The 17,042-nt window shown below is 37.5% G+C and carries 21 protein-coding genes; 8 read left to right on the top strand and 13 right to left on the bottom strand.

Features of this window, described 5'->3' with window-relative positions:
- Positions 1-115: 115 nt before the first annotated feature.
- Positions 116-670, bottom strand: a complete 555-nt coding sequence (locus BBI08_RS09825; RefSeq protein WP_008498540.1) for a hypothetical protein — start codon at positions 668-670, stop codon at positions 116-118.
- Between the two features lie 504 nt (positions 671-1,174).
- On the opposite strand from BBI08_RS09825, the gene BBI08_RS09830 reads away from it, so the two are divergent.
- Positions 1,175-1,696, top strand: coding sequence for a DinB family protein (locus tag BBI08_RS09830; protein WP_008498541.1), 522 nt, complete (start codon positions 1,175-1,177; stop codon positions 1,694-1,696).
- Between the two features lie 290 nt (positions 1,697-1,986).
- Positions 1,987-2,442 (top strand): GNAT family N-acetyltransferase, encoded by a 456-nt coding sequence (locus BBI08_RS09835; protein WP_008498542.1) that lies wholly within the window; start codon positions 1,987-1,989, stop codon positions 2,440-2,442.
- Positions 2,443-2,569: 127 nt separating this feature from the next.
- Here BBI08_RS09835 and BBI08_RS09840 read toward each other — a convergent pair whose 3' ends face one another.
- From BBI08_RS09840 to BBI08_RS09850, 3 genes are all read right to left on the bottom strand, one after another.
- On the bottom strand, positions 2,570-3,259 hold the full coding sequence (locus BBI08_RS09840; protein WP_065528039.1) for a DUF5694 domain-containing protein: 690 nt from the start codon (positions 3,257-3,259) through the stop codon (positions 2,570-2,572).
- Positions 3,260-3,370: 111 nt separating this feature from the next.
- On the bottom strand, positions 3,371-3,856 hold the full coding sequence (locus BBI08_RS09845) for a hypothetical protein (RefSeq protein ID WP_008498544.1): 486 nt from the start codon (positions 3,854-3,856) through the stop codon (positions 3,371-3,373).
- A gap of 82 nt (positions 3,857-3,938) precedes the next feature.
- Positions 3,939-4,517 (bottom strand): MerR family transcriptional regulator, encoded by a 579-nt coding sequence (locus tag BBI08_RS09850; RefSeq protein ID WP_008498545.1) that lies wholly within the window; start codon positions 4,515-4,517, stop codon positions 3,939-3,941.
- A gap of 173 nt (positions 4,518-4,690) precedes the next feature.
- Here BBI08_RS09850 and BBI08_RS09855 point away from each other — a divergent pair, with 173 nt between their 5' ends.
- The 3 genes from BBI08_RS09855 (at position 4,691) to BBI08_RS09865 (ending at position 5,773) form a co-directional block, all read left to right on the top strand.
- Positions 4,691-5,038 carry an ArsR/SmtB family transcription factor gene (locus BBI08_RS09855; RefSeq protein WP_040851035.1) on the top strand — a complete coding sequence of 116 codons (348 nt, stop codon included), beginning with the start codon at positions 4,691-4,693 and terminating at the stop codon, positions 5,036-5,038.
- Positions 5,031-5,273, top strand: a complete 243-nt coding sequence (locus BBI08_RS09860) for a hypothetical protein (RefSeq protein WP_065528040.1) — start codon at positions 5,031-5,033, stop codon at positions 5,271-5,273. Before BBI08_RS09855 ends, BBI08_RS09860 begins: the two co-directional genes overlap by 8 nt.
- Before the next feature lie 221 nt (positions 5,274-5,494).
- A complete protein-coding gene (locus BBI08_RS09865) occupies positions 5,495-5,773 on the top strand; it encodes a hypothetical protein (RefSeq protein WP_205847831.1) in 279 nt (92 codons plus the stop codon).
- A gap of 128 nt (positions 5,774-5,901) precedes the next feature.
- Here BBI08_RS09865 and BBI08_RS16915 read toward each other — a convergent pair.
- From BBI08_RS16915 to BBI08_RS09910, 9 genes are all read right to left on the bottom strand, one after another.
- A protein-coding gene (locus tag BBI08_RS16915) for an IS3 family transposase (protein ID WP_156874344.1) occupies positions 5,902-7,229 on the bottom strand; the annotation gives its coding sequence in 2 pieces (ribosomal slippage) (positions 5,902-6,860 and positions 6,860-7,229; 1,329 coding nt in all).
- A 223-nt stretch (positions 7,230-7,452) separates the two neighbouring features.
- A complete protein-coding gene (locus BBI08_RS09880) occupies positions 7,453-8,172 on the bottom strand; it encodes an alpha/beta fold hydrolase (RefSeq protein WP_008497732.1) in 720 nt (239 codons plus the stop codon).
- Positions 8,173-8,237: 65 nt separating this feature from the next.
- Positions 8,238-8,780 carry a GNAT family N-acetyltransferase gene (locus BBI08_RS09885; RefSeq protein ID WP_040850853.1) on the bottom strand — a complete coding sequence of 181 codons (543 nt, stop codon included), beginning with the start codon at positions 8,778-8,780 and terminating at the stop codon, positions 8,238-8,240.
- Positions 8,781-8,853: 73 nt separating this feature from the next.
- Positions 8,854-9,624: a creatininase family protein gene (locus BBI08_RS09890; RefSeq protein WP_008497735.1), complete on the bottom strand. Its 771-nt coding sequence runs from the start codon at positions 9,622-9,624 to the stop codon at positions 8,854-8,856.
- Between the two features lie 589 nt (positions 9,625-10,213).
- A complete protein-coding gene (locus tag BBI08_RS09895; protein ID WP_040850854.1) occupies positions 10,214-10,663 on the bottom strand; it encodes a hypothetical protein in 450 nt (149 codons plus the stop codon).
- Positions 10,664-11,230: 567 nt separating this feature from the next.
- The gene (locus BBI08_RS09900) at positions 11,231-11,563 is read right to left on the bottom strand and encodes a hypothetical protein (protein ID WP_008497739.1); all 333 of its coding nucleotides are present in this window, start codon (positions 11,561-11,563) and stop codon (positions 11,231-11,233) included.
- A gap of 163 nt (positions 11,564-11,726) precedes the next feature.
- Positions 11,727-11,870, bottom strand: a complete 144-nt coding sequence (locus BBI08_RS17320) for a DUF3953 domain-containing protein (RefSeq protein WP_236610197.1) — start codon at positions 11,868-11,870, stop codon at positions 11,727-11,729.
- A gap of 217 nt (positions 11,871-12,087) precedes the next feature.
- A complete protein-coding gene (locus tag BBI08_RS09905) occupies positions 12,088-12,279 on the bottom strand; it encodes a hypothetical protein (RefSeq protein ID WP_065528042.1) in 192 nt (63 codons plus the stop codon).
- Positions 12,280-12,369: 90 nt separating this feature from the next.
- Entirely contained in the window at positions 12,370-13,206 is an 837-nt protein-coding gene (locus tag BBI08_RS09910; protein WP_008497742.1) for a hypothetical protein, read from the bottom strand.
- A gap of 499 nt (positions 13,207-13,705) precedes the next feature.
- On the opposite strand from BBI08_RS09910, the gene BBI08_RS09915 reads away from it, so the two are divergent.
- The 3 genes from BBI08_RS09915 to BBI08_RS09925 all read left to right on the top strand — a co-directional run bounded on the left by BBI08_RS09915 (position 13,706) and on the right by BBI08_RS09925 (position 16,921).
- Positions 13,706-15,343 (top strand): FAD-dependent monooxygenase, encoded by a 1,638-nt coding sequence (locus BBI08_RS09915; protein WP_008497744.1) that lies wholly within the window; start codon positions 13,706-13,708, stop codon positions 15,341-15,343.
- A complete protein-coding gene (locus BBI08_RS09920; RefSeq protein WP_065528043.1) occupies positions 15,340-15,936 on the top strand; it encodes a TetR/AcrR family transcriptional regulator in 597 nt (198 codons plus the stop codon). Before BBI08_RS09915 ends, BBI08_RS09920 begins: the two co-directional genes overlap by 4 nt.
- Before the next feature lie 529 nt (positions 15,937-16,465).
- Positions 16,466-16,921 (top strand): GNAT family N-acetyltransferase, encoded by a 456-nt coding sequence (locus BBI08_RS09925; RefSeq protein ID WP_008497746.1) that lies wholly within the window; start codon positions 16,466-16,468, stop codon positions 16,919-16,921.
- Positions 16,922-17,042 lie beyond the last annotated feature (121 nt).

Consider the following 17,042-nt stretch of genomic DNA (forward strand, 5'->3'; position numbering starts at 1 on the left):
TGTTATTAGGTATACTGACTGCCGGAACTAATTAAAAATTTTATCGTTATATGAAAAGGAATTTCCAATATTCTTTACGCAGAGCTGATTTTCAAATCAGTAAAATGTCAATACACTAAAAATTTAGAAACTGTTCATATCCTTCGGTAAAAAAATTAAATCTACTTTCTTCTATATTTTCGGGAAGAATAAAAGTCAAAAAGTAATCTTCATCATATTTATAGGTAATTTTAAAAAGCCAATTTTCTTCAACTTTTTCATTGTTTTTATAGACAGACATTCGATGCTTTGATATTACTTTTAGATCATCTACGTAACCAGCTTGCAATTCATCTTTAGCATGGATTTGGTTGATAGTCTGCTTATCATCCTCCGTTAATTCCAAACCCTCTTCTATTAATACATATTGCTGATCATACTCCTCACCTTTTTCTAAGTACTGTTCTACGATATAAATGCTATCTTTATTGTAAAAACCATAGTTTCTTGGAGTTAGTAGATATGATCCCTCAACCTCCCCGAATTCCGTAAGATCTTTTGCGCTTACCATTTCTTCAACATTGTCTTTACTAGGAGTGGGTTCATAATAAAACATGAACAGGAATATGAGGTAACCTATAGTAATTAAAGCAATTAGTGACGAAAAGAAAATAAATAATCTCTTTTTCATAGCATCTCTCCTTTAGAGCTTCGTATTTCAGCTACTCTTCTTCTCCTCAACATACCATATAAACCCATTCAAAAAACAGGAAGTTCTTACAATCCAGTCTAGTCTTTCTTCTTTGCCATATATTTATTAACCGTTCTTAAAAGCACACCTAAATGAACGAAAAAAGAAGATGCTTAGAACCAGCATCTTCTCCAGTTTACTTTTATAGACTTCCGATAAGCTGCGATATGTAAACTCTTATCTACGCAAAATAAAATCTTAAATCCTTATAGTATAGACTTTTGAATGTATCATTTTTCTTATTGCACTGCTAACTTCTTTAAATTAGCGTTTCTGGCTGTATCTCACTTTCTATCAAGTTACATTCAAACGAAGAAAAAGGCGACCTAACTGGTCGCCTTTTACGTTGTTAATTTAATTATATCACTCTAAATTTAGAACTATAAGTCTTTAAATAATCAGTTTTTCTAGTAATCTTAAAAGAGATTGAATGGAGGCAAATTGATGATAGATTATCGAATATTACCGAGAGAGAATTTTTCCGAGAAAATTGGGGAACTTGTTTCCATGTTGGAGCATACAAGAGAGGTTACATTGAGTGATGTTTCTGGTTTAAGTCAAAGCGATCTAGATTATGTACCCGACGGGAGTTCGAATTCCATTGGTTCTCTTTTACTCCATATGGCATCTATTGAGTTTGTTCATCAAATTGTTTCAAACGAAAATCGAGATCTAACAGAAAATGAATATATCAAATGGAGAACAGCCTTAGAACTTGGTGCCAAAGCAAGAGAAAATGTCAAAAAGCATTCACTTGATTACTACTTGAAAGAATTACATCAAGTCAGAAAAGATACATTAACATTGCTGAAATCTAAGCAAGACAGTTGGCTAGCAGAAGAAAAGCAATGGAGTAACGGTATTTCACATAATAATTATTATCTATGGTTCCATGTCATCGAGGACGAAATTAGTCATCGTGGGCAGATCAGAATGATTAAACGATTGTTGAAAGATGACCAATAAACTTTGACTAGAGTTGGTATTTGAAAGAGGTTTGAATGTAACTTACTTACTATTAAGTCACATTCAAAACCAAGCTTCATTATTGGTGTACTATTCTTGAAATGCCTAGGAAAGGGCAATGAGAAATGCTATAGTCAAAAGGGCCGGAAATTTTATTAAATGGGCCATAGCTATTTCAGGAGGCGTTCATTATGACAAACAACATCACCGTTACCATCAATGAGTACAAGGGGATAACGCCTAATTAACGTTTCTATTTCGCGTTCCCCGAAAATCGAAAGGGGAAAATTATGAATACAGAAAATGTGAAAATTGTCGAATTAAACACAGAAAACTGGTATGACTGCTGTGAACTAGAGGTATCAGAAGAACAAACGCAATACATGGAACCAAATGCCGTATCGATCGCTCAGTCAAAGTTTGAAACTAGCTTAAAACCTTATGCCATCTATACAGGCGATAAAGCGGTTGGCTTTTTGATGTATAACTCTGTTCCGGAGGAACTTGACGGCTATTGGGTATACCGAATAATGGTAGACAAAGCCTTCCAAGGCCAAGGAATTGGGAAAGCTGCCACCAAACTGATGATTGCTGAGATGGCCAAATCACTGAATGCCACAAAAGTTGTGGTCGGCTATCACCCAGACAACTTGAATGCCCATCATTTATATGCGAGTTTGGGATTTGAGGACCATGGAGATCGGTTTGGCAAGGAAATGGCCGTTGTAAAACAGCTAATCGATTAATAAATTAAATCTATATCTTAGTGAAAGGGCCTTTTTAAAGGGCCTTTTTCTTTTATAAAAAATCAGTATTTCCTTTGTTCTGAATGTAACTTAATTGCTAATAAGTTACATTCGAACAAGCGAAAATTTATTTCTCAAATGGATTGATTACCGTCCATCCTTTCCCTTCGAATAGTTTTTTCAGCATCCAAAGATGATCGCCGCCTACAATTAGTAAAATTCGCTCTTTTGGTTTCTCTAAAATCTCACTAATGTTTTTGACAATGGTCAGTTCTCTTTCCATCCATTTGCTTAAGAAAGATACACCGATATTCTGTCCATTTTTTTCAACGGCTAAGAAAGAGAGATACATCTCTTCCAAGTCCTTGGTCAATTCTGGGTTATTGAGTTTGCGATACGCCTCAAGTAATGTCTGGTCAGGATTAATTCCACCACTTTTTTTGCCAAATGCCTCTACCGCTTGCCAAATGTTAGGATAATCTTCTTGGATTGATTGATTAAGTGTCACCATTTCCTCTTGAGTTAATGGCCCAGCCCAATTAACCGCAAAAACTGCTTTACGGTCCAGTTTAGTGGCTAATCTGAATCCTACTTGTTCGATTTCGTGCATCTCATAATCTTCTTCGCTCTTGGTAAAGCCTTTGTCTAACTCCTCTTGCTCGCTTTTTTCCCATTCCAAAGCAATTTTGCCTGGGTTAAATGCTGCGAGAAAATCCACTAATTCTATAATTTCATTCTGCTTGTCCATCAAAACGTCCTTTTGGTAAGCAAAATGATGGGTACCTACCAAGACAATTTCCACTTTCTTTTCCATCATACTTTTCCCCCTACTCTCTTTTTTAGATAGCTCCATTTATTACAGAAATCCTCAAAGTGAATGTAACTTAATTCACAATAAGTTACATTCAGTTTCTTTTCATAGGTGATCTTATTTAAACTCCTCAGGACTCCATGTTGCTATTTCATTTCCTGGAACAGCTACAATTAACCAGTCGCCACCCCCATATCCGTCCCTATCTCCAACTTGCCAGCATTCATAGTTTTCATGATGTCCATTCACATACAATACTTTTCCGGACTCAAGCGAAATATACAAATGCGGCGAATCGTCTCCTAACCAAACATCTTTAACTTTTTCTCGCCTGTTTCTTAAAAGCAATTGAAAAGATTCTTCATCATCTAGTTCTTCTAAGTTTTCTTTAGAAATCGTTGTTAATCTCTCATAATTAGTAATGATAGCGACTTTCCTTATCTCGATGGTTAACCACAACATGTCAGGCTCTTGTTCAGAGAAATGTGAAAAATAGACGCGCACTACCCCAGGGCTACTGCCAAACTGGAACCCATCAATTTGACTCCCAATAAGCAATTTTTTTAAAGCTCTCTCTGCAAAGTTTTTATTTTCTCTGTTCATTTCCCCCCACCTTTATCCTTCTCTTAACGAATGTAACTTAACTGCACATAAGTTACATTCAGATCCCTTAAATTAGCGGCATTTATTTGTTCCGGATTCTGGCCCATAAACTTCGCATGTCTTTTTTGGGCGTCACCGGCTCAGGTTCGTTTTCTTCCTCCTGTGAGGACGGTTCTGGTGCATTTATATCTGGTTCTTCGGATACTGGTGCGACTAGCTGCTTCTGATGTTCCTCTATCCTATCCAATTTATGCTTCATCTCTTCCAAGGCTTCCACAAACAAAGAATCCCGTTTTCGAATCTCTTCTTTCAAACTTCGGTTCTCTTCTTCAAGGACTTCCAATTTTTTCAAGTTAACGGCTGTCGCGACGTCGTCATGACGCCGCGACGGTGTGCTTGTGACTTCGTTTTCTGGCGTTATTGTAGATGCACCTTTTAAGCTATCAGCAGCTTCTCTTACAGCATTCTCGAACGTTATGTCACCGCTTTTTGTGACCGTCATAGACTCCCGTAGCGCCACAACCTCTGTGACGGTGTAAATACGGCTGTTATTTTTGTTTCTTTTGAAGAGAATTCCTTCTGATTCAAAGCGAAGGCTGTATTTTCTTAACGTTGAAGGAGAAATATTCAATTGCTTGCAAACTTCGCTGGGTGTCATCATCAATCGCTCACCACCTCTTTTGTTTCATGTTATAAGAGTTCGATCACACTTGCATCTTCTTTTTCACCAAAGGATTCTTAGAAAAAAGATAGTGCTAGATTGCTGAGTAGCAGCCATGTAAAAAAATTTATAGAGATTGACATAGATAACTACCTGTAATAAAATACTTACATATGATACATTTTAATTCAGGAAATCACTTACTTACAGTCCTTGAAGCTTTGTCGAATCCCCATAGACTCAGAATTATTGCCGTTCTTTCGCAAGGAAAGCAATACGTGAGTCAGCTTGCAAGGGAATTAGGTATTAGTAGACCACTGTTATATCTTCACTTACAAAAGCTGGAGGGGGCGGAATTAGTTAAGAGCGATATGGAAATTTTAGAAAGTGGAAAAGCAGCTAAATACTACATGCTTAATTCATTTCAAATTGAATTGAACGAACATTTGATTCATGATCTAACAGATTCTTTGACCATAAAAAAGAAAAGCAATATCAAAGGAGAGAAAGAGAGTGACTGAGACAACAAGCTTTAATATAGGGGATATTATATCGACTATATTCATATTAGGTTTTTCGATTATCATACCAGCCATCATCATTTTTATAATTTATAAAGTTATAAAACGAAGTGAAAAGAGAGCAAACGAAAGACTTTCTTTAGAACGAGAAAATACTGTACTTTTAAAAAAACAAATTGATGATTTGAATGAACGCGTTATTGTTATAGAGAAAATGCTAAGAGAAGTAGAATAAGCATAAAACGGAACCCCTTTAATCTATGGAGTTCCATTTTATGCTTATTCTAAAGAAAAGTAGTGAGTTTACATATCACAAGTTATCAGAAGTTAACTCTATTCTTACGACAAACTCAACAGGAAAAACAATATTAAGGGGTTATAAGATTCGGATCATGAGAGGAAGAGGCTGGTATGGAACATTCCCATGCGAAAAAGCGAAAGTCCATTTCGATAGATTTGACGAAAGGGAAAAGAAAACTTGATACCAGCAAAATGGAAATGGGAATTTGCATTGAGGCAGATCAGTTAAAAATTGATGAAATTCTTTTTGACGTGTCGCAAACCAAGCCTTTTTTTATCACACCTTGTGCAAAGATAGAAAGACAAATCACAGTCATCATACCCGGAGATTATCTCGAATTCTTTAAGAGTTCACTTTCCTTGAGCATTGATATCAAAGAGGCAGAGACTGAGAAATGGCTTGAGGGATATGAATTTGCTGCGCAAGTATATTGATGTTCCAATTTAGTTCCGAAGGTTACATATGACAAGTTATCAGAAGTAATTAAAACAGAAAGAAGATGCTGAGTTACTATGATCCGCGCCCCATTTAATGGACAGTTTATAAAAAAAGTACCCTGCAGCTAGGCTGCGATTAGATGACTTCGGTATTGTGCCGGAGTCATCTTTTTTAGATTCCATTGCTCGCGTGTTCCGTTGTAATATTCCATGTACTCATCCACTAGCTCTTTCAATTCCTCCAGACTGGTTGCTTGTTTAAAATCGACATCGTCTTTAAAGTGGCCAAAGAACGATTCGATGGGAGCGTTGTCGAGGCAGTTGCCCCGGCGGGACATTGACTGCGTTAATTTCATTTCCTTCACGCGCTGTTGGTATTCAAGATGGGTATAGTGGAAGCCTTGATCGGAATGAATCATCGCTTCCGGGTGAACATTGCCATCCAATGCTTCCTTCAGTTTTCGTAACGTGCGGTACACAATTTCAATCGTAAGCGTCGTTGTGACTTCATAGGCGACAATTTCACGGGTAGCGACATCTTTTACAGCGGACAGATACGCCATTTGTCCCGAACGGTTGGGTAGGTACGTGATATCGGTGACGAATACCTTACCGGGTTCACCTTGTTTAAACTGGCGATTTAACAGGTTCGGACAGACGCTGTGTTCCTGTGTGGCTTTGGCGATTTGCTTATAGGGATTCGCGCGCCGGATTTTGGCGAAGAGGTTGAATTTGCGCATGAGGCGCAAAATCTTCTTGTGGTTCATCGGTGTTTCCAACAGTTCCGCGAGCACCATGTAAAAGGTGCGATATCCGATTTTCCCACGATGCGCATCGTAGATGCTTTTGAGCAACAGATAATCTTGGAAGTCTTGTTCTTCGCGAATGGCGTGCTGTTCCGTTTTCTCTAGCCAGGCGTAATAGCCACTCCGGCTGACCCTCGCTGTGCGGCAAAGGGTTCCGACCAAATTCTTGAGTTGGAATTTCCGGACCACCGCGTTGATGGCTTCGTATTTCTCCGCTGGGATCAGCTGCGTTTCTTCGCCTGCCTCTCGAGTTCCTCGAGCTTTTTTAGCAATTCGTTTTCAGCTTCCAGGTATTTGATGCGCGCTTCTGCTTTCTCCAGCTTTTTCTCAGCTGAGAGATCTTTCTCAGAAGGGCGGCCAGTACTGTTCTTCCCACGACGCTCTTCGAAAAAAGCGTCTTCTCCATAAAGCCTGAACGTCGTCCGCCATCGGTTCAGAGATGAGCTCGCTTTTTTGGGTCCGATAACGGTTAAATCAAACCCATTTTCACTAAATATCTGGGCCGGGCCTTTGCCTGTCTGGTATTCCTTCACCGCGTGGATTTTGAATTCTGGCGTATATTGAATCGCGCGATCGGATACGGAAGCGACATTCGGATTTGCCTCCAAGACCCGTTGTTGGTGTTCATTGAAAGTGATTTTACTCATCTGATCTTCCCCCGTTCAAGTTAGCTAAATTTAGTATACCGGGGTCTGAAAACAGAAAAAACCCCAAATGGGTCACTTTTTTTAAAGTGTCTTCCATTTGGGGTGCGGTTCACTAGCATCTTCTTTTTTGTTTTTCCTGATAGGACTTCCGATAATTCGAAATATGTAAACCTATTATTTGATAAACAAACCGCGATTCTCAACATCATTTATAAAGGATGAGTTAGCGCTTAAAATTTTCTTCCAACCATCGAATTAAATCTTCAGTCATTTCTTTAGAAACTGTATGATTGATGTGTTCATATTTCAGAAACTCTATACCATTTGCTTCAGTTCTGCCTGTCAAACAGGCATAATAGTTTTCCTGACCTTTAATAGAAACGACCGTATCTTCCTCACCATGCATTAATAACATAGGGGAGATAGCTTTGGTCTTCGTCATTGGGTCGTAAGAAATCATTTTTTCTATTTCTTCGGATGATAATGGAGGACGGCTATCGATTTCTCTAAAAATTATCTCGGATAAAAGAAAAGAGCCAGAACCATTGATGTTAATTAAACCAGCTATCTCTGGATTATTCGCATATATCCCATTTGCAATAAAACCGCCCATGGAAACTCCTAAAAGAATACTATCTTTTTTAGGGATTTCTAATTCAGCAAAAAGATAATTAGCTTCATCTATACTTGAAAAAATAGTTTGCCAGAAGTATTGCTGAGTGATTTCTTTGCTAAAATGATTTTCTAGTTTATTTCTGCTATCATGAAAAATGATTTCTGGAACTACCACCTGAAATCCTTGTAAGGCAAGGGACTCTGCAAAATCATCATAATTTTTTATACTGGATCCCCAACCATGGAAAATAATGATGGTTTTTCCAGTGCTCAGTTTTTTGGGAACATAAATATGATTTATAAAAGGAACTTTCTCGGTTTTGTTCATTAAAATTATTTCGCTCCTTTTCCACTAAAATTCATGATGCTCCACCCGTGCTTTCAAACAAACAATTACTTAAATCTGCCCATCACAACCGTATTGTGGAACTTTCTATCCGCAAATAGTTTATCGTTTTCTAGAAGGCCTTCCATTTTAAAACCAACATTCTCATAAAGAGCGATTGCCGATTTATTTGATTCAAGTACATTTAACGTCATTTTTCTAATTCCATTAGAATCACACCATCTAATAGATTCTGTTAAAAGATTTTTGCCAATACCATATCCCCAATAGTCTTTTAATACTCCCACACCAAATTCTACTTTATGAGAAAATCGTTTTAATGAGTTTCCTTCACATCTTGAAAACCCAACAACTTGGTCCGCTACGACAGCCACTAGAAAAAGATTCTTTTCATTTATCGTATCTGTCTGAATTAATTCCTCAAATCCAGGTGTATCAATAAACGCTTCACCTTGTTCTCTATCCAAGTGTGAAGTCTCTCCATCAATTTGCCACCTGACTTCTGATAAATTCTGGGCATCTGTAACGACTGCAGCTCTTATCATATAAGTTGTGCCTTTGACGCTGAATTCTTGATGTGTCATCTTCACTCCTCTTTCTCCCTTCGATATGTTAACTCAACAGATTCATACCGTAATTTATCCCACGCAAAATTGTTTGCTACTATTTAGTCATTTTCATTCTGAAGGCATCATCGAGTATAGATTTCAGATTTTCACTTCGCTTGTCGATATAAAAATTCCAAAACTTTTCTCCCATTTCACTCAATTGCACGGAAGTGTATGTCTCCTCTTCAAACTTCCCCCAACAACCGTCTTCCGTTAATTTATCCCAATAGATATAATCTGCAAATTTTTTATTCGCTCTTGGTATATCTGATCCCATCGATTTTAATTCAACCAATTCAGGACAAAGCCACACTGCTGTACACACAGACAACAAACCTGCATGCATCTCATCTAACCCTTGTAACCCAGCGTGCTGCAAAGCATCTTCCCATGCCAAATGGCGATGGGTAGTAATTAAAATCAAATCAGGGTATTTGAAGTTTATTTGTTTAACAAATGCCGATTCCCAGTATGCTCCTCCGTGCCCGTTACACAGAACAAATTTAGTAAATCCTTGTTTTGTCAAATTCACAATGATTTCTTCTAGCATTGCAGTCAATACAGTTGGACTAACGGTAATAGTCCCCTTACAGTTTGCATGTTCTTCCGATGTATTGAAAGGAAGAGTCGGGAGTACATAGGCATGCAATACTTCTCCAAATGCCTCCGCATATTTTTCAGCAATTAACGTGTCCAAATGCATCGGAAGATACGGACCAAATTGTTCTGTCGCCCCTACAGATATAATCGCAGTTTCCGTTCCGCTTGCTTCAATTTCTGCAGTAGAATTCGTGTAATTCAGCGTACTCTTCTTATTATTAAACATTGTCATTTCCCTTTCTACTTAAACTCTCTAGATTTCGAATTTTCCAACTTGTAATAATAGTATCATTATATCCCCTATTACATTTTGTGATTTTTATGGATTCACTGAGAACCTTTGGATTCATCAAAAGCGTTCGTAAAAATGCACTTTTGCAAACAAAAAGAGACTCCTGTTTGAGCCTCTTCTTCCGATAAGGTGTCATATGTAAACTGATTTATTGAAGATACAATTGCTGATGATGCCTATGTATAAAAAGCCGGAGGTAAAACAAAAACATCCCTGATAAGATTTTGTTCTTTTTCTGCAACAAGCAAATTTGCATTGGAATCCTCCAGTAAAGCGTTGAAAACCGTTAAAAAGCCTGCTTCATTCACTTCAAAACTTGTGGCTAAATTTTTTCCTAATAGATATAATTTTTCTTTATCTTCCTTAGTTGCTTTTCGATATACGGTCGGAGCACCTTCATTATAGAGGGAATTGTCCGGTTCGTCCTGACCACCCCTTATCTACTGACTAAACTTCTATAACATTGCTCGTGAATTCTCTTTCATGAACTGAGGCATCTAGACAGTGGTCCTGTGTAAGTAGTTTAAATAAATGTAAAAAAGTCGATAACTTGAGGATAAATAAAGAGTAATCCAAAGTGTACGGCAACGATACTCCAACCGAGTAGTTTATTGTTCAACTTTTGCATTACTAAAAACATCAGAGCCCCTACAAGAGCTGAAATTAAGAAATAGGGCAGTCCTATGAACCCTGTTAAAAGTTCCAGCCCTATGCCAATTAGTAGGCCTCCAGCGGCAAAGATGGCTATCTTATCTTTTGTAAAAACTTCCTTGTCCTGGTAAAGCCACAAGATCCATATTGCGATCAAGCCTCCGATATAACCAAACAAAGTAGCAGTAAATGTATAGCGATAAAATTCAGAAGGTACATCATCGAGACCAAAGTCTGGAGAAAATAAGATAGCTAATACCAAAAAGGTAAAGACAGATGAAAGAACGGATGCAGACGAGCTCTTTAAGTAATTAAGCAACATAAGTTTCTCCTTTGTAGTTAAAATTTTTATCGGTTATAGATTTGCTGATTCGTTCACTTCCCCCCTTTTGGAAAACAGCATGTTGATCGTTTGGACTGCTTGTCCCCCTCACCTCTCTTTCTTCCCGGTTGCTGAAGAGGCTATTTTCTCTCTCCTGCTTCCCCCTCACCTGCATCCCGGTACCTAAGTACTAATAAAGACGTGCTATGTTTACTAAATGTTGCCTCGCTACAATACTCCCATCCTTGAATTCTGCTTTTCTGCTGCTTTTCGTTTTCTCTTCTTCATCGCGCATTTTCTCATGACCGTTTGCAAAAGCACTTTTACCACGCACGGTTTGAATTCTTCCCTCTATTTCGCCATATAAAAACCATCCCGAAAGTTAGATTTTTCACGCTAACTTTTGGGGTGCAGCACCGCGCCTTCACTCTGTTTTAATACATGTTGGTGCCTATAACTTTCGATATGTAAACCAGTTAAAAATGTAAGTATGTGGTGAGCGATCGTCGTCAAAGAAAACCGTATTTATTACGAGCACTCAATCTAGCTTTGTGAATACTTTGTTTTTTAAGTAGAATTTGATTTTTTCTGCTTTTTACTTTTCATAATGAATTCTGCTATTAAAAGAAGCACTCCGATAACAAGAAAAAGATTGTACAGTTTATTGTTGTCGGTAAAAAAGTAAAGGATAACCGCGATTAAGATGGCCACTAAAGTAGCTCCACCAAGCCAGGACATCGTCCCTGTTAATCTTCCGCCTATTATCGCCATCAATATCCCGGTCACCATGAACGCAGCTGCTGTAACTGGCCGTTCTGAAGAATTTGCAAACATAATCACTATTCCTATGGCACCCAGAATGACGCCTGCCTGCTCAATAAGTCCGGCTCTTTTCTTCACTCATTTCCCCCCTTTTATGGTTAACTTTTGTAACCTCTTCACAATCGTTTTTTCTGTAGGCTCATAGAAGTTATCAATTAAACAACTTACTGATACTGTTTATGGTAAGGGAAATGAATGTAACTTAATTGCTAATAAGTTACATTCAAATCTAGGAAAGTATTTAAGCATTTACTATGAATCCTTGTGCTGAAACAAAGAAAATAAATAAGGATATAACGACAAGCATGTACCCCCAAAACTCTTTTCGATCCCTCTGGATTCTTTCAAAACCTGTTACCAACGTCAAAACACCTAGAATCAACATGAGATATGGTATTAATGTAAAGTCCTGACTCCATAGAACATAGGCTGCAAATCCAACTCCGACTACTTGTAGAATGATCCGAATAATTTTAAGAATAGTACCTCTCCTCTAACTAATATTTTTCAACTAAATCAAAGTTTCGAATGTAACATAATTCACATTATGTTACATTCAGATTCGGAACAAAAATTAATAAGAACTTAAAATTTAATGAGAACTACATACTTTCTTTTTTTCTCTCTTTTTTGAAAAAGTTATACAGACTAACAATTCCGATTATGCCTAGAGTAAGCATACCGATGCCATGGAATATTGATTTAGCCGTTTGACTAATTGAATCAGTACCACTAATCGCGGCTGATCCTAAGACAAAAAATAAAATAACCGCGAACAAGATTCTATTTTTCATACAAATCCTCCTTCTTTTTTGTACTTTGTAATTTGCTGAATGTAACTTAACTGCACATAAGTTACATTCAAATCTAAGCAAACTGCAGTCTCAAATATATTGATATTCATCCCCATTAATTACTTGATAAAGTACGACCTCCTGATTGAGAGAAATGGAGATAAAGTGACTAGTTTCTGATGGATCTAGCCCTCTTAGGGCTCCTTGGACGGTTCCCAAAAGCAATGGTTTCTGTGTGCCAATTTTCAACTGATACATTTTCTGATTAGAATTGTAGGGATCAAAAAAGTAAGCGTACTTTCCTCTTATGCATAGTGCGTGGGCGCCATGCAGCAATTCAGGAACCGGATATGTGCGACTCGTTCGCTCTTTTGAGTTTATTTCAACCAGAGGAAAATCAGTATAAGGAAAAATCCAGACAGACGTTCCTCTCCCTTCGCAAAGAGCATAACAGTCAGCTATTGTATTGCGATTCAATAAATCGGAATGATAACGTAAAAGAATATTGCCGGTCATATCGAAAAGCACAAGACCCTCGGTGGAGATTCCGTTACCGAAAATCCCTTCGTCAAAATAACTGATCCAGATTCCTTCTTTCCCAACGACTATCTCTTCGAACGCCTCTCCTCCCTTGAAAGAATGGAGAAGTTTTCCAGACAAGTCTACAATGAATATATTCCTTTTGTTATTTTCGTAGGTAGCTGCCAAAAAACGATTGTCATTGATCCAACGAATCTTCGATAGTTTGCATGGTGTAAAGCTCATTGTTATTTCTACACCATTCAATTGAACAACGGTTTTCTTATGCCTAAGAAGAATTACTGCCAACCCGTACTTGTCTCTCCAGTCTGCGTCAACGATTTCTACTGACTTTTCTAGCTGGGAGGAAACTGTATAAATGACCTCTTTGGTTAATGTCTGACTCAAAATAACCCCTCCTGATTTCACACCGAATAGTTCTTTTTCTTCATTTCCTTAATATACCAACGGGAAGATGTAAAAGCTAGCTAATTCTACAGAGAAAAGCGTTCGTAAAAGTACACTTATACAGACAAAAAAGAAGCTCTGTTTTGAGCTTCTTTACTTCCAATAATCCCTCATATGTAAACTATATTCATCAAAACCTGGCACACTTGATTTGAGATTTAATATCCACCAAATACCCGACCATCTTCGATTTTTCGCATTTCTTAAGGTAAGGATATCCCGATTTTTAAGTACATGGCACATAAAAATAATGTGCCTTTTATTTTATAAGTTCTTAATCATAAAATGATAATATTTCTTTAAATTGAGTTACAAAGCAACGAGCGATACTATTAGTACTATAATAGTTAAATGTAGTATCATTATAAATATCTTATGATTATCATTTAGAAATTTTTGATAACGTTCTAAAATAAAACAACTAGGCAGGTGATTTTAAGTGGATATTTTAAAAAGAAGCACCCAAGTACTTATTGTTGGTGCTGGACCTACTGGACTCTTAGCGGCTATCGAATTAGTCAAAAGAGGAATCTCCTGTATCATAATTGAAAAAAAAGAAGAACGCTCTCCATTTTCAAAAGCCCTCGGGCTACATGCACGTACATTGGAAACATTAGAGCTGATGGGTTTAGCGGATCTGTTCCTAGAAAAAGGTTATCCTGTAACGGGTTCCCGTCTGCATTTCGGAATCGGCAAACCGAGCAAACTTGATTTCAGTCAGTTGGACACCCCTTTTCCATACGTTTTAGTTCTTCCTCAATACGATACTGAAGAGATACTTGAAAATCACTTAGAGCAATTAGGGGTTGAAGTTGAAAGACACAGTGAGCTCATTGATTTAGAAATCAACTCTGAGGGAGCTTTGGCTGTTGTTAACAGAAATGGCCACCGTGAGCAAATACAGGCAAACTATGTACTTTCTTGCGATGGGGCTCATAGTAAAGTGCGGGAAATATTAAAAGTACCTTTTGAAGGAAATAAAGAGAATATGATTTTCTTCTTGGCCGATGCAAAAATAAAACAATTTAACAGTAAAGGTTACATGAATGTATTTATGGCTAATCGTGGAATGTTATTTCTACTCCCTTTTAAAAACCATTACACTCGCGTTATAGCAGTCGATCTTGCTAAACAAAACCGTCCACATTCCAGTGAACTCTCACTGCAAGAACTTCAAGATAGTGTAAATAACATTGCACCAGGAATAACTCTTGCTGATCCGGTTTGGCTTTCGCAATTTGGTACTTCACATCGACTAGTTCCGAACTACCGTCACGGGAATGTATTTTTCATTGGGGATGCTGCTCATATTCATAACCCTGCAGGTGGACAAGGCATGAACCTTGGGCTTCAAGACGTGCTAAATTTAGTATGGAAACTGGAATTTGTTATCAAGGGCTATTCCCATGACTCTATACTTAACACCTATCATGAAGAACGGCATTTTATAGCGTCTCAAGTAATTTCTGCTACCAGCAAGATGATGCATGTAGTAACATTACCAAGTCCTATTTTAAAGAGAGCTCGGAGAATAGTAGGAAAGTCGGCAACATCGCTGAATGCGATAAAGAATTTTGCAGTTAAGGGATTAACAGAATTGAAATTCAACTATCGCCACTCGTCACAAGCCATCAACCATTATGATAAACGGTTGAGAAAAAATGCGCTTCAAGCTGGGGACCGAGTACCAGATGCCTATTTATTTTCGGGGCACTCACCTCAATTAAATTTATTTTCTATTTTAAAACAACATCCGTTTACCTGTTTTATTTATGCGAATCATATTAATGACAGTAATTTTGACCAAGCTAAGAAAGTATCCAAGCAGTTCCAAAACGAGTTTGGAGACCTTGTTAGAACTTACTATATACTGCAGAACGGGGCTCCCTCCAGAGATGAAAACTTATCAACTCTTATAGATGTTAAAAATGAATTGCAAAAGAAAATTGGACTTACAGACGGAAGTATAATCGTATTTCGCCAAGATGGCATCGTAGCGTTCCATCAAAAGCATATTGATTTGGAACAATGCAGCGAAAAACTTCGATTTTGGATGCTTCAAAGGAGTTTAGGATGAATAGCAGAGAACAAAAGCAAAGGGAAAAAATTTTAAACGGTGCACAAGAAATGTTTATGACTCGTGGCTTTACCAATACATCGACAGCACAATTGGCAAAACATATAGGAATGAGCAAAACTACTTTATATAAACATTTCCCCACAAAAGAAGCATTACTAGAAGATGCATTATCGTATACACTAGATGATATCGAGAAACAGCTTAGCCAAATGCTCGAAGACAGCAAGCCTCCGATACTCGATAAAATTCACAACTTCATGCAAGTAATTGTTACTCATGTTCAACAGTTAAAGTTAGATTCAATTAGTGATATAAAGCACCATGCTCCACATATCTATTCGATGGTTACCAATCGCCAAGACCAGATAATCGATAAGTATGCTCTGAAGTTATTTAATGATGCGGTTGAACATGGCGTTTTTCGCAAAGATTTAGATCAACAAATTGCAATTGATATGATCATTCAGTCAGTGAAGGTGCTAGGTTCTCCAGAGTACTTGCAGCATTCTCCCCACACCTTTGAAAGTATCTTCCAACATGTTTTCAAACTTGTTATCGAAGGAAATCTTAATAAAGAGATCAAAGAATAAAACCTGCTACTTTGATTAGATGCTTAGTGGTTGACCTGGATAGCCCTAATATGTAGGAAAGGAAGAGGCGGTTCTTAATACAGAACTCCCTCTTCCTTTTATGTGGTGTATTAGGAGCTTTAGTTTCTTCTTCCGATAACTCATGATATGTAAACTCTTACCTCTCAAAAATACGATTTTAAAGCCTTATAATATGGCCTTTTGAATGTATTTTTTTCTAACAAACTCACTTTCCCTTTTAGTACTGCTAACTTCTTTAAAATAGGAATTCTAAATGTAACTTAGTTAGACTTATGTTACATTCAAATCCCTGGTTCGTTATTGGTATATTATTCCTAAAATGCCTAGGAAAGGGCAATGATAAATGCTATAGTCAAAAGGCTCGGAAATTTCATTAAACTGGCCATAGCTATTTGAGGAGGCGTTCATTATGACAAAAAAAATCACCGTTACCATCAATGAGTACAAGGGGATAACGCTTAATTAACTTTTCTATTTCGCGTTCCCCGAAAATCGAAAGGGGAAAATTATGAATACAGAAAATGTGAAAATCGTCGAATTAAACACAGAAAACTGGTATGACTGCTGTGAACTAGAGGTATCTGAAGAACAAACGCAATACATGGAACCAAATGCCGTATCGATCGCTCAGTCAAAGTTTGAAACTAGCTTAAAACCTTATGCCATCTACACAGGCGATAAAGCGGTTGGCTTTTTGATGTATAACTCTGTTCCGGAGGAACTTGACGGCTATTGGGTATACCGAATAATGGTAGACAAAGCCTTCCAAGGCCAAGGAATCGGGAAAGCTGCAACTAAATTGATGATTACTGAGATGGCCAAATCACTGAATGCCACAAAAATTGTGGTCGGCTATCACCCAGACAACTTGAATGCCCATAATTTATATGCGAGTTTGGGATTTGAGAACCATGGAGATCGGTTTGGCAAAGAAATGGCCGTTGTAAAACAGCTAATCGATTAATAAATTAAAACCACATTTTAGTGAAAGGGCCTTTTTAAAGGTCCTTTTTCTTTTATAAAAAATCAGTATTTCCTTTGTTCTGAATGTAACTTAATTGCTATTAAGTTACATTCAAAAAGTA

Source organism: Planococcus halocryophilus (assembly GCF_001687585.2).
GTDB classification, from domain to species: Bacteria; Bacillota; Bacilli; order Bacillales_A; family Planococcaceae; genus Planococcus; species Planococcus halocryophilus.

Bases quoted from the DNA above. Each gene is read 5' to 3' on its own strand.
- BBI08_RS09880 (WP_008497732.1), bottom strand. From the start codon at position 8,172: ATGAACAAAACCGAGAAAGTTCCTTTTATAAATCATATTTATGTTCCC.
- BBI08_RS09890 (WP_008497735.1), bottom strand. From the start codon at position 9,624: ATGTTTAATAATAAGAAGAGTACGCTGAATTACACGAATTCTACTGCA.
- BBI08_RS09855 (WP_040851035.1), top strand. From the start codon at position 4,691: ATGATACATTTTAATTCAGGAAATCACTTACTTACAGTCCTTGAAGCT.
- BBI08_RS17320 (WP_236610197.1), bottom strand. From the start codon at position 11,870: ATGTTGATTCTAGGTGTTTTGACGTTGGTAACAGGTTTTGAAAGAATC.
- BBI08_RS09850 (WP_008498545.1), bottom strand. From the start codon at position 4,517: ATGATGACACCCAGCGAAGTTTGCAAGCAATTGAATATTTCTCCTTCA.
- BBI08_RS09925 (WP_008497746.1), top strand. From the start codon at position 16,466: ATGAATACAGAAAATGTGAAAATCGTCGAATTAAACACAGAAAACTGG.
- BBI08_RS09840 (WP_065528039.1), bottom strand. From the start codon at position 3,259: ATGATGGAAAAGAAAGTGGAAATTGTCTTGGTAGGTACCCATCATTTT.
- BBI08_RS09920 (WP_065528043.1), top strand. From the start codon at position 15,340: ATGAATAGCAGAGAACAAAAGCAAAGGGAAAAAATTTTAAACGGTGCA.
- BBI08_RS09835 (WP_008498542.1), top strand. From the start codon at position 1,987: ATGAATACAGAAAATGTGAAAATTGTCGAATTAAACACAGAAAACTGG.
- BBI08_RS09845 (WP_008498544.1), bottom strand. From the start codon at position 3,856: ATGAACAGAGAAAATAAAAACTTTGCAGAGAGAGCTTTAAAAAAATTG.
- BBI08_RS09825 (WP_008498540.1), bottom strand. From the start codon at position 670: ATGAAAAAGAGATTATTTATTTTCTTTTCGTCACTAATTGCTTTAATT.
- BBI08_RS09895 (WP_040850854.1), bottom strand. From the start codon at position 10,663: ATGTTGCTTAATTACTTAAAGAGCTCGTCTGCATCCGTTCTTTCATCT.
- BBI08_RS09905 (WP_065528042.1), bottom strand. From the start codon at position 12,279: ATGAAAAATAGAATCTTGTTCGCGGTTATTTTATTTTTTGTCTTAGGA.
- BBI08_RS09830 (WP_008498541.1), top strand. From the start codon at position 1,175: ATGATAGATTATCGAATATTACCGAGAGAGAATTTTTCCGAGAAAATT.